This is a genomic window from Nostoc sp., from assembly GCF_041747015.1.
Taxonomy (GTDB): domain Bacteria; phylum Cyanobacteriota; class Cyanobacteriia; order Cyanobacteriales; family Nostocaceae; genus Nostoc.
In genome coordinates, this window is the sequence record NZ_JBGTFY010000072.1 from 1 (window position 1) to 15,358 (window position 15,358).

The 15,358-nt window shown below is 43.5% G+C and carries 11 protein-coding genes; 2 read left to right on the plus strand and 9 right to left on the minus strand.

Features of this window, described 5'->3' with window-relative positions; all coding sequences use genetic code 11:
• Positions 1-149: 149 nt before the first annotated feature.
• From ACEW80_RS05695 to purC, 7 genes are all read right to left on the minus strand, one after another.
• Positions 150-1,418, minus strand: coding sequence for a DNA cytosine methyltransferase (locus ACEW80_RS05695; protein WP_373525662.1), 1,269 nt, complete (start codon positions 1,416-1,418; stop codon positions 150-152).
• A gap of 108 nt (positions 1,419-1,526) precedes the next feature.
• Positions 1,527-2,693: a lipid-A-disaccharide synthase gene (gene lpxB, locus ACEW80_RS05700; protein WP_373525663.1), complete on the minus strand. Its 1,167-nt coding sequence runs from the start codon at positions 2,691-2,693 to the stop codon at positions 1,527-1,529.
• Between the two features lie 170 nt (positions 2,694-2,863).
• The gene (gene lpxA / locus ACEW80_RS05705) at positions 2,864-3,682 is read right to left on the minus strand and encodes an acyl-ACP--UDP-N-acetylglucosamine O-acyltransferase (RefSeq protein WP_373525664.1); all 819 of its coding nucleotides are present in this window, start codon (positions 3,680-3,682) and stop codon (positions 2,864-2,866) included.
• A gap of 309 nt (positions 3,683-3,991) precedes the next feature.
• On the minus strand, positions 3,992-4,507 hold the full coding sequence (fabZ, locus tag ACEW80_RS05710) for a 3-hydroxyacyl-ACP dehydratase FabZ (protein ID WP_373525665.1): 516 nt from the start codon (positions 4,505-4,507) through the stop codon (positions 3,992-3,994).
• A gap of 244 nt (positions 4,508-4,751) precedes the next feature.
• Positions 4,752-5,603, minus strand: a complete 852-nt coding sequence (gene lpxC, locus ACEW80_RS05715) for a UDP-3-O-acyl-N-acetylglucosamine deacetylase (RefSeq protein WP_373525666.1) — start codon at positions 5,601-5,603, stop codon at positions 4,752-4,754.
• A 218-nt stretch (positions 5,604-5,821) separates the two neighbouring features.
• Positions 5,822-8,326 (minus strand): BamA/TamA family outer membrane protein, encoded by a 2,505-nt coding sequence (locus ACEW80_RS05720; protein ID WP_373525667.1) that lies wholly within the window; start codon positions 8,324-8,326, stop codon positions 5,822-5,824.
• A 125-nt stretch (positions 8,327-8,451) separates the two neighbouring features.
• A complete protein-coding gene (gene purC / locus ACEW80_RS05725) occupies positions 8,452-9,189 on the minus strand; it encodes a phosphoribosylaminoimidazolesuccinocarboxamide synthase (protein ID WP_373525668.1) in 738 nt (245 codons plus the stop codon).
• A 521-nt stretch (positions 9,190-9,710) separates the two neighbouring features.
• Here purC and ACEW80_RS05730 point away from each other — a divergent pair.
• Positions 9,711-9,974: a hypothetical protein gene (locus tag ACEW80_RS05730; RefSeq protein ID WP_373525672.1), complete on the plus strand. Its 264-nt coding sequence runs from the start codon at positions 9,711-9,713 to the stop codon at positions 9,972-9,974.
• Between the two features lie 83 nt (positions 9,975-10,057).
• On the opposite strand, the gene ACEW80_RS05735 is transcribed toward ACEW80_RS05730, so the two are convergent.
• Positions 10,058-12,655, minus strand: coding sequence for a GAF domain-containing protein (locus ACEW80_RS05735; RefSeq protein WP_373525669.1), 2,598 nt, complete (start codon positions 12,653-12,655; stop codon positions 10,058-10,060).
• Positions 12,656-13,329: 674 nt separating this feature from the next.
• Entirely contained in the window at positions 13,330-14,496 is a 1,167-nt protein-coding gene (locus ACEW80_RS05740) for a glycosyltransferase family 4 protein (protein ID WP_373525670.1), read from the minus strand.
• Between the two features lie 97 nt (positions 14,497-14,593).
• Between ACEW80_RS05740 and ACEW80_RS05745 the strand changes: the two genes are divergently transcribed.
• Positions 14,594-15,100, plus strand: a complete 507-nt coding sequence (locus ACEW80_RS05745) for a GNAT family N-acetyltransferase (protein ID WP_373525671.1) — start codon at positions 14,594-14,596, stop codon at positions 15,098-15,100.
• The last annotated feature ends 258 nt before the right edge of the window (positions 15,101-15,358 follow it).

Consider the following 15,358-nt stretch of genomic DNA (forward strand, 5'->3'; position numbering starts at 1 on the left):
GTTTCCCAATTTGCCCGGCGCTCGCCGACGAAAGTGCAAGGTTTTTGAACCTCTGGATGCTATAGTCTTGCACTTGCTTGGTGAAAAAATGCTCAAAACCCTTACCTAGACTATGTTTCACTTTTGTTCAGCAAGCCCTAATTAAGCAACTATGAGTCCCTGTGATAATGGTGTGCCGCTTGAGACATATTAAGTTGCAGTAACTTCTCCTCTCCCAACTTATATCGAAAACTCGGCTGCAAAGGCGAAATTTTCAAACTGTGAATAATTTCCGCTGCCACAGCCTTTGCTAATAGCGGTGGTACAGAGTTACCGACTTGCCGAAATCCATGCCATTTGGTTACATGAAATCTAAACCAATCGGGGTAAGAATGCAATCTCGCTGCTTCCCTGACTGTGATACAACGCGGTGTAAACGGATGAATCGGTCTAGGAGATGTAAAAGAACCCTTAGACTCGTCTGTTCCGGCTCTTAGAGTGTTGCAAACACCAGCAGGGTGCAGCTTATAAAAACGACTAATTTTTTCTCTCTGGCCTTGTTGAGTCTCCTGAAAACGTTTAATAGTTTCCGCAGAATGTTTTGTTCTTAAACTTGAAGAAAGTACTCGCAAATCGTATTCACGTTTATAAGAATAATCATCATCTAGGGATTTGATACCACGAATTACAAGAGCATAATTACTAGGCTTTCCGTATTCTGCTATAACCCAACTTCTTGTTAGCAAGTCCGGGTATTTTTCTATTTCAGGTAAATCTCCAATTGCATTCCATACTGTAGGACTAAACGGGAGTTCAGATATTTTTTTAGAAGTTAAATTATTTGGTAATGCTTGTTTAGTAATCTGCTGAGGATATTTTGGTAATTCTACATCCTCTCTTGCACCTATGAGAAACAATCTCTCACGAAACTGTGGTACTCCGTAATGAGCAGCGTTGAGAACTTGATAATTTTCTTCTACTTGATAACCGTAAATTTTAAACTCGCTAATTAAGGTTTGGAGGATTTGTTTGTGTTCGCCAACTGTGATCCCCCGGACATTTTCCATGACAAAGAATTTCGGTTTTAGCTCAAAAACCAGCCGATGAAAGTGAAACACCAAAGAGTTTCGTGGATCATCAACAGCCCGTTTACCTATTAGGGAAAATCCTTGACATGGTGAACCACAAATTACCACATCAATTTCCCGATCGCCAATCTCAGACCGATTCCTAATTTCTTCCCCAGTTGTATCCACAACACTTTTACATAACACTGAGCAGAAAGGGAAGTTAAACTCATGTGTTGCACAGTGGATAGGGTCAATTTCCACAGACGCTAGCACATCAAACCCAGCTTGCTCAAAGCCAAGAGTCATACCACCAGCACCGGCAAACAAATCAACTGCGATCGCTCGTTGTTTTCTCATCTCATGAGCCATGACACCTCAACATAATTCGTAATTACCCTATGAATAAATGTGGCTTCCGGTAAAAACAGGTGCTTCACACTTATTTTATTCATAAATAAATTGATTATCTACCTCGAATTACGAATTATTTGGTCGCATTTGCAAAATTTCTTGAGCAGCGCGATCGCACACCCCAATTTCTCCTAAACTTCGCCGCATTTCTTCATAATCTAGCAAAGTTTGCTGTCTGCGAATGGGATTGAGCAGCAGTTCCATCGCCGCTTGAATAATATTCTCTGGTGTGGCTTGCTCTTGTAAAAATTCTGGCACAATCGGCTTCATCACTACTAAATTGGGTGGCGATGCGAAGGTTATGGAACCTTTGAGGATTTTACGAGCTATCCACGCAGTCAGGGAACTTAAGCGGTAAACTACAACTTGCGGCACGTTTAACAGAGCAAGTTCTAGGTTGACAGTACCAGATTTGCTAATGGCTAAATCAACAGCAGCAAAAACTTCCATTTGTTGACCTGATAAAACTGTAGCCCGCAAACCATAACGCTCAAGTGCTTCCTCAATTGGCTGTCTAAAGATTTCCAAAGATAGGGGAATCCAAAAATGAACTTCAGGTAATTTAGATTGAATAATTTGGGCAGCTTGAAAAATTACTGGTAAAAGATATTTTAATTCTTGGTGGCGCGAGGCGGGGAGTAGTGCGATCGCCATCTGTTCTGGCAAAATCCCCAGTGTTGCACGGGCTGCTTCCCGACCTGGAGCGTCCTGCATCCGGTCAACTAAAGGATGCCCTACCCAGCTAACTTTTGCGCCTTTCTCCCGAAAGTAACGGGCTTCTTGTGGGAAAATTGCCAATAGCTTGTCTGTAAAGCCGACAATCCGTTTAGTGTTACCCAAACTAACTGACCAAGCCCACTCTTGGGGAGCAATGTAATATACCACAGGCACATTTGGTAAATGCCGTTTCATGTAAGTCCCAATTCCTATATTGGGACTCATATAATCGATCAGCACCACTAAATCAGGTGGATTTTGTTTTAAAGAAGCGATCGCCTGACGTTGCACCCGAATAGTTGGCAAAATATAAGGTAGATTTTCTAAAATACCCATTGAGCCAATACTACTCGTATTTCCCAGTAGTATTGCCCCAGCCTCTACCATTTTTTCGCCACCCAGCGCCAAAATTTCTAATTCCAACCCAATCGCTACAGCTTGACGCTTCAGTGCTGCAATTAGCAGCGACCCTTGTAAATCGCCGGAGACTTCACCAGTGCTGATAAATATCCGCATTTGATAATTGTGTTACTACAAATTAGGAGTGAGTAGTTATACTATTTATGTATAAAAATACGTAGTTTAGCCCAGGTCGGTGGGCTTTGTTTGTGTAGCCACAGGCTTCTAGCCTGAGGGTATCAGGACTTAGGAGTTAAAAATTTAATTCATAACTCCTAATTCACATCTCACGATTCATCACTCGCGCCTTTTTTCCCTTTACCGGGAATCAAACCACGCCTTCCTGGCATCTGAGAAAGTAGCAGAAAACGACGCAGATGCTGCAGCTGTTCGCTATTTCCTAACAGTTCTAGTTGTTCCAAGGCATCCTTAAAAGACAAGTCAGAACGGTAAAGAATGCGGAAAGCTTTTTTCAGCATTTGCAAATCTGCTGAGTCCATCCCAGACCGTTTGAGTCCGACAAGGTTGAGGGTTCGTACCCGCGCCGGATTTCCCTCCACTAGCATATATGGGGCCACATCCCGGTCAATACGTGCCATGCCTCCCACCATTGCCTGTCTACCAATATGCACAAATTGATGGACACCTAAAACCCCACTCAACCTTGCGCGTGACTCTATATGGACATGACCTGCTAACGCCACAGAGTTAGCAATCACTACCTGATCTTCAATCACGCAGTTATGAGCCACATGGACATAAGCCATCAGCAAATTCCCATCACCAATTACCGTCGCTTCACCGGCACCGGTAGCGCGGTTAATTGTAACGTACTCACGAATCAAGTTGTGATCACCAATTTTGACCCAAGTTGGTTCTCCCACAAACTTGAGATCCTGGGGTTCCATACCGATGGCTGCACCCGTAAAAATCTGATTTTGCGCCCCAATTTCACAAGGTCCCTCTAGCACCGCATGAGCGCCGATTATTGTTTCAGGACCCACTTTAACATGCGCTCCAATTACAGCATAGGCACCGACTTGGACTGTATGGTGGAGTTCCGATTTAGGATGAATTACAGCAGTTGGATGAATAAGCGTTTTCAAGGGTGAATCTCCAGAACTGTCTTGATAAGCCAGCGCCGTGCCAGGGTTTCCGAGGCAGCGCGTTGCTCTGGTTAAAAGAGTTGTAGCGACTACCGTCCCATTGAGGCAACTAGCATTGCTGAACGTGAAGTATTTCAGTGAACGAAAGTGTCAGGCAAAGCAAGTTAAGTGTGAACGAGACTGAGTCTCGTAGGGCGTCGAAAATCAAGAAATTATTAGGATGCTGTTGTGGATTTTTTTCACTGCGATCCTTTTTCAGGATTCAGTCGGGGCACTTCACGGCTATGCCAATACCACGAAAGCAAACTTTTAGTTAATTAGAGAAAACATTAATTCGCCTTCACAAGCGAGTTCACCGTCAACTTCGGCAATCCCTCTCATCTTACCGAAACGACGTTGTTTTACCCATAGCAGTTCCACTGTCATTACTAGTTGATCCCCCGGTACAACTTGGCGGCGAAAGCGGACTTTATCAATACCAGCAAAGACGAACAGTCCGCCCTCTACTGGAGACATTTGAGTTAGGACAATACCTCCGACTTGTGCCATTGCTTCGACAATTAATACTCCCGGCATCAGTGGACGTCCAGGGAAATGACCTTGGAAATGAGGTTCATTTACAGTAACATTTTTAATACCCACAGCTCGTTTTCCCGGAACGTAGTCACTTATTTTATCTATAAGTAAAAATGGGTAGCGGTGAGGTAGCAGTTTCTGAATTTCTTCAGATGTAAAAGTTGTTTTAATCTCAGATGTAATTGTAATTTCATCGGTAGATGTGGATGCGATCGTATTGATGCTATTGACTTCGGTAAGAATTGACATGAGCCGTGTGGTTGATTTTAATCTGCAAGTTGAGTATTTATGCGTGTAAATACTTAAGGATTTCTAATTTCAGGCTTTAGAACAAATCTAAAATCTGTCTTGAAAAGTTAAGGAGGGAAAACCTCCTGACACGCCAGTTCGCTCAAGTCGGGAAACCCTTTCGGCAGTTCCTCCTGGGGGAAACCCCCTTGGCGCTAGCCTCTCCCTTTGGGAGAAGACCGGACTGCCTCACCACGTGACTGGCTCAACTTCCCGCAAAATCTAAAATTTTCTGAGCCAGTTGAATGTGTAAACTGTGGCTAGCTTTATACGCTAAGAAATGAGCAATAGGAAAAGTTCCTAGTAAACTTAAATCTCCTACTAAATCCAATATCTTATGACGGACTGGCTCATTTGCAAATCTTAATGGTGGATTTAGCCAGCCTTCTGGTCCACAAACGAGTGCATTATCCAAACTGCCACCTTTAATTAAACCTGTTTTTTGTAAATGTTCAATTTGATGCAGTAAACCAAAAGTCCGGGCAGGAGCAATTTCCGCAGCAAAGCTAGCAGAAGCGTTTCCTAGTTCAACCGTTGGTGACCAACTATGCCATTGATTACCTATGGCAGCCAAGTCAAAATCAATCCCGTAGCTAAAGCGGGTTTCCGGGGCTGGGAGGGCACAGACAAAAGCATCCCCTTCATAGACCCATATTGGTTCTGTAACAGCCAAAAATTCTTGGTTGTTAACTAGTTGTGATACTAAGCCAACTTGAGCAATATTGGCTGTCCACACCTTTGCCGAACCATCTAAAAGTGGAACTTCTGAGCTATTAATTTCAATGCGGGCGTTATCCACACCCATACCCGAAAGCGCTGCTAACAAATGTTCTACCGTGCGAACGCACACCTCATCCTTACCTAACTGAGTTGAAAGAACAGTTTGGCTAACCGCCGCAACTTGGGCTGGAATTATCGGCAAATCTGGTAAATCCACCCGCACAAAATAGCGTCCACTTCCTGCTTCAGTTGGTAGTATCCGCACCTGGGTACTCACACCGCTATGCAGCCCCACTCCAGTTTGGGTGATTTCTGCTGCTAGAGTGTGCTGTTCCATAGCCGAAAAGCCAATATATTTTGTTTACTATTGTTCATCGTCTGTTTTGGTAGAATCCCTGATATTCCCCTAAAAATGCAACTAATCCCTTTATCGGAACAGTATTGAGGTAAATGTAAAAATTAGCAAGCTAATCCAAAAAAGTTAATTGTCATTTGTCCTTTGTCAGTTGTCCTTTGTGATTCACCAATGACCAACGACCAATGACTAATGACAAATTAAAATCTTTCGCCAATACCAAAATTAATCCGGCTATCACCATCATCGTTAATCCCGTAGTCGATCCGAATTGGCCCCAGTGGCGATTGAACGCGAACGCCGACACCATAGCCGAAGCCACTACCGTTTTTGTTCAGTACTTCAGCCGCTCTTGTAGTAGTTCCCAGATCACTGCCGACATCAAAAAATAGTGCGCCGCTAACTACTGAAAAAACTGGGAATCGATATTCAACTGATGCCTGTACATAACTGCGTCCACTGCTTAATGCTCCTTCTTCATAACCCCGAACGGAGTTGCTACCGCCAATGGTAAAGGCTTCGTAAGGAGGCAAGTCACCAACGATGGTTCCAGCTTGCAGGTTAAATGCTAAGGTTTGCGCCCCCTTGCTGAAACTAATAAGCTTGATGGGTAAATATTGGCTGTAGCTACCTCGCAATCGGGTCAGGAAAATGTTACCTAGTCCTATGGGGACTGACTGATCGACTCCAAAGCGGAGATAAGAACCGCTAGTGGGTTGTAGGGGGTTATTACGGAGATCGCGCTGTGCCCCCAGTTGCAACAGTAGTAAATCGTCTTGACCCGTGTTAGAGAAGCTAAGGGGAATTTCCTCACTGGTGCGGTTACCATTATCGTCAAATACCGCTCCTGTTTTTCTGAGATTGCCATCAGCATCGCGGGCGGAAACTCGTTGATACTGTAAACCTGCTGAGGCTGTCCATACGGAAGTTTTGTAAGGATTGGCGGAAAGGGGACGGGTAAAGGTGACACCGCCACCTAGACGGAGAATACGCGGGCGATCCTGATCTTCTGTATTAGTGAGATTATTTGGATTGGGGTCAAAGGTTCTAATATCTTCATCTTTGCCATCAAAAATCAACGAAATGGAACTACGGCGAAAAAGATTGGTTGTATAGGAAGTCCGGTAAGGATCTCCTGCAATCCAGGGGTCGGTATACCGCACGTCAAATAGCAGTTCCCTTTCTCCCACCTGTACTTCTGCTCCCAGTTTTTGATTCCTGCCATTTAGGTTTTGCTGTTGATAGCTAACTGTACCAAAAAGTCCGCTAGCAGAACTAATCCCTGCCCCAGCCGCAATAGAACCGCTGCTGCGTTCGGCTACATTCACTACTACATCCACCTTGCTGGGGTCAGTGCCAGGGTCAAGTGAGACATTCACATCTTCAAATAGTCCCAATCCATATACCCGCTGTAGGTCTTTCTGCACCGTGTTGCGGTTAAATACTTGTCCTGGCTTTAATTCCAATTCTCGTACAATGATGTAATCTTGCGTCCGTCCGCGAATTGGTTGTCCTTTCTCATCTGTCTCCTGACCATCTTTATTGCGGAACCGGACTCTAATGTTTTCTACTACACCTTCTGCTACTTGCAAGGTAACAACTCCATTTTCAGAGACTTTTGGCGCTCCAATTATGTTTGCTAGGGCGTAACCTTGGTCTTGATAACGCTTGTTTAACTCCTTGATCCTTTCCTGCAAGTCACGCAAGTTGAGGATTTTGCCATACTGCTCACGAAAGACTTCATCAACAGTGTTAGGTGGTAGTACGGAGGTAACACCAGTGCCAGGATTGGCTTCTACTTGTACCTTGGTGAGGATGGGGTTGGGCTGCACAACAAAGCTGACTCGAACTCCCAAGGGAGTATCTTCTGGCGCTGCTTGGACATTGGAGAAGAAGCCAGTACCAAAGATGGCGTTAATATCTTCTTGTAGTTGGCTGCGGGTTGTCGTTCGTCCTGGTTGGGTACGGATTACTTTGTAAACTTGGTCTTCGAGTTCTGGTGATAGTTGCCCAGCCTGTGATCTAACTAATACTTCCGACACCAGCACGCGGGGGTCGTTTGCTTCTGGGGCTGCGTTGGGTTCAGTATTTCCCGGTGTTGTCGGCGGGTTAACATTCTGCGGATTTGGAGTAGTCTCAGGAGTTGGGGTAGGTGTTCGTTGCTGACTATCTGGGAATGGAATGTCTGGAGTGGGAGATGGTTCTGGAGTTGTGGGTAGTACAGGTTCGGTTGTCGGTGGATTGAGATTTTCTGGGACTGGAGTAGTCTCAGGAGTTGGGGTAGGTGTTGGTTGTTGACTATCTGGGAATGGAAGCTCAGGAGCGGGAGACGGCTGTTGAGTAGGGCTGGGATTTATTTGAGGGGTTTGTGCAGTTGTCGGCGTTGCGGAGGTTGGCACTATTACTTGTGATGTTGCTGCATCTACGCCCGCCGCAGGCATCCCTCCTAATTTACCAGTGTAAACTGCGATAACGCGGGATTGGATATGTTTCGCCTCTGTAACCCCTGTGGGATTAGGTCGAGATTCTAGACTCTTGCTAGAATCACCCTGACTATTTTCCTTTTCTAGCTGCTGATTTGTTTCTAGTACTAAAACTTCTGTTGTCTGTTTTGAACTGTTGGCGGTTTGTGCATTTGCACTCAGTGAGCCGCCCAAAGGGGCTGTAATTGCTACTACTGCCAGCAATACGGGAGATAAACGCATTTTACTTATAATTCCTCTTCACGACCACACACACCATTAAAAATTAGTCATTAGTCATTGGCTATTAGTTACAAAGCACAAAAGACAAAGGACAATCCACACGAGTTTAATTGATTTTTACTCACTTAACTATTACTCTCTACTGCTTTTAGCACTCTTTGTAAAACCTCCTGGTAGGCATCTTTTATATTCCCTAAGTCTCTGCGGAAGCGGTCTTTGTCCATTACCCGGCGGTTTGAGTCTTCTTCTGCGGTATCCCACAAACGGCAGGTGTCGGGGCTAATTTCGTCTGCCAAGAGCAACTGCTGTTGTGAGTCCAAACCAAACTCTAGTTTGAAGTCTACTAGGGTAATGCCGCACCGTTGCCAAAAGTTACCAAGAAATTCGTTGATTTGCAATGCTAGATGTGTAATTGCGTCTACTTGTTCCGGCGTAGCTAGTTTTAGCAGGTACAGGCGATCGCTTGTCAATAAAGGATCTCCTAATTGGTCGTTTTTGTAATAAAACTCTACCAAAGGCTGTTTCAGAATTGCACCCACTGCTAACCCTGTTTGCTGACACAAACTGCCAGCTGCAATATTTCTGACAACTACTTCTAATGGCAAAATCTTTACTGCTCTCACCCGCATCTGATTTGGGGCAGGGCTGTCTATGAAGTGCGTTTTTATACCGCTTATCTCCAACTGTTTAAAAAGCTGGCTGGAAATACTACAATTAATTTTTCCTTTTCCTTGGATACTGCCACGTTTTTGGGCGTTAAACGCCGTGGCGTCATCCTTAAAATCAGCCAACAAGACTTCCGGATCGTCCGTTGTATAGAGAATTTTCGCTTTTCCTTCGTATAACTTGGAATTAACAGACATGGTGGCAGGTAAAGTTCTAGGCGATGGACAAAAGTTGTCCTTTGAGGCTTCACCATTTTATCTTTAGTTATCAACCATTAGCCATTGGTGATTATTGAAGAGGATTTTAACAAAGAACAATTGGCTTTGGCGCATAGTATATTTATTTCCAACTTTTTTTACACAGAAAAATTACTTGGTAGTATAAGTATATTTTAATAGATTGTATTACGGGTTTCAACTGAAATTAATTACAATCTGAACTTCATAAATTAAGATGAGATAAATTGACAACTAGAAGGAAAATCAAATATAGTCTCTAGTCACCTGAGCAGAAACTTTTTTTTTTACATTTACAGTCAAGTATTTTAACCTTTGTCCTCTAGTCTCAAAATCTGAATCAATCAATTTCCGCATAAATAATTGGGAAAAGAGTTCGATGATTCGATTTACCCTAGTCTGATGAAAATGAAGATTAAGGTAGCTAGCGATTCAGCTTTAGAGATTCAAACAAAGGAAAGTTAAATAAATTGGAGAACAAAATAGTGAATAAGGATGATTTTCTCTACCCTCGTGGTCGCTACTACGGTCAGGTAAAGCCAGAAAACTTGGTTTTTAATGCGAATCTACAGGAATTTGCCCAACGAGTAAGTTACATTTGCAACTTAGAAACAGGTGGAAAAGTGCCTCCAGGTCAAGCTTACGAACAAATAAAAGATTTATGGAAACAGTTGAAACGCTCAAAAAAAGAGCTGAGAATCGGCGAAGATCCGTTTCAGGATGACGAGGGGGAGGTTCAGGGTTGAAGGGGGCATGGGGCATGGGGCATGGGGCATGGGGCAGAGGGAGAATAACTAATGACAAATGACAAATGACCAATAACGAATAACTACTTAGTAAGCATTGTCCAGACACCATCCCAAGACTCTGGAGGCGGGGTTTGTTGGTAATTACGCGCCCGTTCTAAGTGGATATCAACAGCTTGGTCTTGGGGTTGAAGGCATTTGGCGGCTTGAAAACAGCCGATCGCTTGTGAGAAGTTGCGCGATAAATAAGCAGCGCGTCCTGTATGATAGTGAAACAAAAACTCTTGAGTGTTGGTATCTAGCAAAGTAGTGCGATCGCCAATTAACTCGTAGATATTCACAGCCTGGTGTTTACCTTTGACGCGAATTTTATCTAACTGGCGCACCCAAATGCGATCGCTGCAAAGCTGGTAAGTAAATTCACTTAAAAGTATATCACAACCATAATCCTTAGTTACCGCTTCCAAGCGCGAACTCAAATTTACGGCATCCCCAATTACTGTATAATCCATCCGTTTGCGGGAACCAATATTACCCGAAACCACATCCCCAGAGCTAATGCCAATGCCAATCCGAATTTGTGGTTGTGCTTGGATAATTCGCCGCTGGTTAAATTCCTCTAAGCGGCGTCTCATGTCTAACGCTGACTGCACAGCCCTCCAAGCATGATTTTCTGTAAGTGGTAACGGCGCACCAAATACCGCCATTAAAGCATCACCAATAAATTTATCGAGAGTGCCTTCGTAATTAAAAACCGCCTCCACCATCGTTTCAAAATACTGATTCAGCAGCAATACCACCTCAGATGCACCGAGATTTTCGGTAAGTGTTGTGTAGCCGCGAATATCAGAAAACAAGATGGTTACTTCTTTGCGCTCACCCACCATTAAAGCATCTTCTCCCAATGCCATAACTTGTTCAGCTACATGAGGCGTTAGGTAGCGGGACATGGTAGTTTTCATCCGTTTTTCCTGACTGATGTCTTCCAAAACTACCAAACCACCCCGAACACCGCCTTCTGGGTTAGTTAGGGGATTAACAGTGAGATTGATACTGCGTTCTAATTTTTGCACCTGCTTAGAGGCGAGAAATTCAGATTGGGGAGTGAGGAGTAAATTCCAGGGAATGAAAACATCGGGATTAGTGCGATCGCGCACTGCTAAAATTATTGAATGCTGATTCCTAAATCCTAAGTACTGAGTCTCACTTTTAACTCCTAATTCCTCACTCATAACTTGGTATAGTCCCACCATCAAACTTTGCTCTGGCACATAATGTTTAGCTCCAGTTTTTAAACTATCTTCTAGTCGCATTTGAAGATTTTCAATGGGCACAACTTCCCAAACTAGGCGGCCAATCAAATTTTGTTCCCACAAAAGCTTGTTATTCTTAGTATTAGCGTCTTTTATAAGACAACCCAGCAACTCCAGTGCCGCATCATTAATCGTGACAATCCGTCCTGCCATATCTGTAGAAATCACTGCATCTGACAGACTTTGTAAAATGTCTTTTTGATACTGTTTTTCTAACAGCACATTTTCAAACAGGCGAGCATTTTCTAAAGCAACTCCTGCCTGAATATTAAAAGCCCGCATAAATTCTTCATCAGAAGCAGTAAAACTGCTTTGTTGCTTATTAATTAATTGCGTGACGCCAATCAATTCATTGGCAGAATTAAATACTGGCAAACATAGAATATTACGAGTTATGTACCCAGTTTTTCTATCTGTAGTCGGGTCAAAGCGCGGGTCTTTGTAGGCATCGGAGATATTTAGGGCTTCACCAGTGGAAGCCACATAGCCAGCAATGCCCCGGCTAGTGGGAATACGGATTTCGATCAAACTTGTGCCATCCGCCGCCGCTACCTTTGTCCAGAGTTCGCTGATCTCTTTACGATATAAAAACAGCGTGCTGCGGTCTGCTTGCATTAAAATTCGAGCTTGCTCCATGACTATTTGCAAAGTTGCTTCTAAATCCAGACTTTGCCCCAGTGTTTGAGTTGCGCGCAACAAAGCTGTTGCACCTCTTTGATTGCGAGCTGCTACATAGAAAGATTGACAAGTTTCCAGGATAATCCCAATAGAAGCGGCAAAGTCCCGAAAACGTTCTTCATCATCATGATTAAACGGAATATTCCCGGTTTTATTAGCTAGTTGCACTACCGCTACAGTCTGGTTTTTGCTACTGATAACGGGCATACATAAGATATTGCGGATTTTGTAGCCCATTTGTTTTTCAAGTTCTGGGCTAAATAGGGGGTGAGTATAAGTTTCAGATATATTGAGATATTGACCTGTACTCGCAACATGACCGGGGATACCCACTGTGATGGGAGTCCGAATTTCTAAGAATTTTTGGGTATTATCTTGGGGAACTTTTGACCACAGTTGACCTTTGTCATAGTCAACTAGAAAAATAGCTGTGTGTTCTGCCTGAAGAATTTGACCAATTTTGAGTGTGATAGCTTCTAGCACCTTTTCCAACATAGTTTCTAGAGCTTCATTATTGATCAGTTCAATAGCTCTGAGAAATTGCTGGAATTCAGCGGTTATGAAGTCGAGTAAGCACACAAATTCATTAACAGATAAGTCTTTAACGCGACTCAGTAGGGCGTGAGTACGATTAACTTGAGTAAGTTCAGTTAATATAGCCAAGACGCTGCCAGTATTGGGGAGTGTCATCGGAATTTTAGATTTTAGATTTGGGGATTGATAGGCAATACCTTCGGATAAGATTCCCCCGCCTGTGGCGACCCCCTTAAAAAGGGGGTAATTAGAAGGAAAAGCCCCCTTTTTAAGGGGGTTGGGGGGATCTTCGAGGAATAAACAGGTTAATCGAACTGTATTGGATTGATAGGTTGAGGCTTTGAGCTTCATTAATGAGTCTTTGAGCTAGATGAACGAGTATCTAATTTTCGTTGTCTCTAGAACTTACGCATTGACAAAAAATACCAGATATGAATATGGTTAAAAGCCACATCTTTCGTAAGGGTTTAGCATTGCTCATAGGTGTCAACTTAAGCCTAGAAATGGCTTAACTGTTGGCTCCCTCACCCGCCTGGAACTAAAGTTCTCTGGCTTTTAGCTAAAGTCTACTAAAGTAGACTAAAGATTTTTGACTATATTTAGTCATCTTTCAGATGACTTTAGCTATTAGCAAGGAACTTCAGTTCCTTGCGGGACATGACTTTTACGTTAAGTTGACACCAATGAGCATTGCTAAACCCCTACAGCGTCGTCTATTTACGTAGTTTACCGCCGTAGGCATCATAAGGATAATTAATAAAAGCCTGAAACAGCCTATTTTCCTTAATCCACATCACGGTTAATTTGTACAGTGCGTAAGTCCTAGTCTCCTAGTTCTCAGTCCCATATTTTGTCAACTGTTGAGAAAATATCACCTTTTGATAGTAATCTTGTAGCTGCCTAGTGGCAGCTGCCCAGCCCCAACTTTCTGCTTCCCGGCGAGCATTTTGACGAATGATGTCTCGTTGTTGTTTTTGTTCTAAGAGGCGAATAGTAGCAGCGATCGCTCCGCCCACGGCTGGCATCGTCTTTTGAACATCTGCTGTTGGCTCAAAAAGATATCCATTTACCCCATCTGTCACAATATCGGGAATTCCTCCAGAACGGGCTGCTACCACTGGACAGCCAGCAGCCATCGCTTCTAGTAATACTAAGCCTAGTGTTTCTGTACGAGAGGGAAAAATAAAGGCATCAGCGCTAGCAAAGGCAGAACCTAACTCTTGCCCCATGAGATACCCAACAAAATAAGTGTTTGTGCCAACAAAGTGTTTTTCCAGTGCTTGACGATGGGGGCCATCCCCAACCAATGCTAACCGCGCTTGGGGAATTGCCTCTAAAATTGGTTTGATGCGCTCAATTTCTTTTTCAGCCGAAAGACGGCCAACGTAAAGCAACAAGGGACTTTCTGGATGATTTTGTGATAGATGCGATCGCATCTCTACACTAGCTAAATCGGGGTGAAATAGTTCCGTATCCACCCCACGCTGCCACAAATCTACCCGTTCAATACCATGTGCTGTCAGTTCCTCCACCATTGCTGTGGAGGTACACAGATTCAAAGCTGCTTGATTATGAGCGCCTTTGAGCAGTTCCCAAAGAAAACCTTCCAGCATCGCCAAGCCATAATGTTGGAGATATTGGGGTAAATGGGTATGGTAAGACGCTACTAAGGGTATTTTGAGGATTTTGCTATAAAATATCCCAGATAAACCCAAAACTGCCGGATTCACCACATGAATAATATCTGGCTTAAACTCTTCTAAGGTGTAACCAATGGCTGGGCGGGGTAATGCCATTTTCAATTCTGGATACAATGGTAGAGGAAAGCCAGTAACGCCGTAAACTTTAGCGCCTTTGTGTTCAGTGATGCCTCCATCCGGGGCAATCACTAGCACTTGATTCCCTGTGCGCTGTAAATGATCAACAGTATGGCGCAGGCGCGTTACAATGCCGTCAACCTTGGGCAAAAAGGTTTCGGTAAATAGAGCAATTCTCATATAAAACTATTCAGTCCAGGCAGATAATCCCAGCTTTTCTTGCGTTTCGGTATCAAACTCAGAGTAAACTATCTTCCGTGATGTAATCAATTCTGCTGTGGAATTCTCCATTAAAGAAGTCACTGATCGTAAAAGCGAAATCGCTGAGGGCATTTTGCGCTTGCTGCCTGATTGGTTCGGTATTGAGTCAGGGATTTTGGAGTACTGTTGTAATGTCAATCAACTCACCCTATTTGCTGCTGTGACTCAAACAGGTGTCGTTATTGGATTCCTCTCACTTAAGGAACATAATGAGTTTACTGGAGAGATTTACGTTATGGGTGTTATGCCCGAATATCATCGTCACGGCATTGGCAAAGCTCTCGTTGAATACTCAGCTGAGTACTGCCGGAACAGAGGGTTAGAATTCCTCCAAGTAAAAACTCTTGGCTCATCGCACTCCGATTCTTTCTTTGAACGCACCAGGAAATTCTATCTTAAGGTAGGATTTCGACCTCTTGAAGAATTTACAATGTTAGGATCATTAGGATCTGCGAGAGGATCGATTTCAAATCCACCGTTGATAATCAGCTCTTGTGGTTCTGCTTGTGCTGCTGATTTATAAGTATTGGTAATCACAGCAGTATGAAGGAAGGCAGTGGTCAAACTACAAACAATAATTGAGAGTTTTTTAGTGAACTTCACGAGACATTACTCCAAATAGTTAAAAATTCACAACAACGACTACTTAATTGATTTACTTTGTGGTGATTAAGGCGCAAGAAACCCATAATTATTTCTGAAGATATTCTGGGCAGTAGTACCAGTTAAGTAGCTAGAAAAACTCTGTGCCGTCGTTAAAACTGTAGTTCTGGTGAGTATA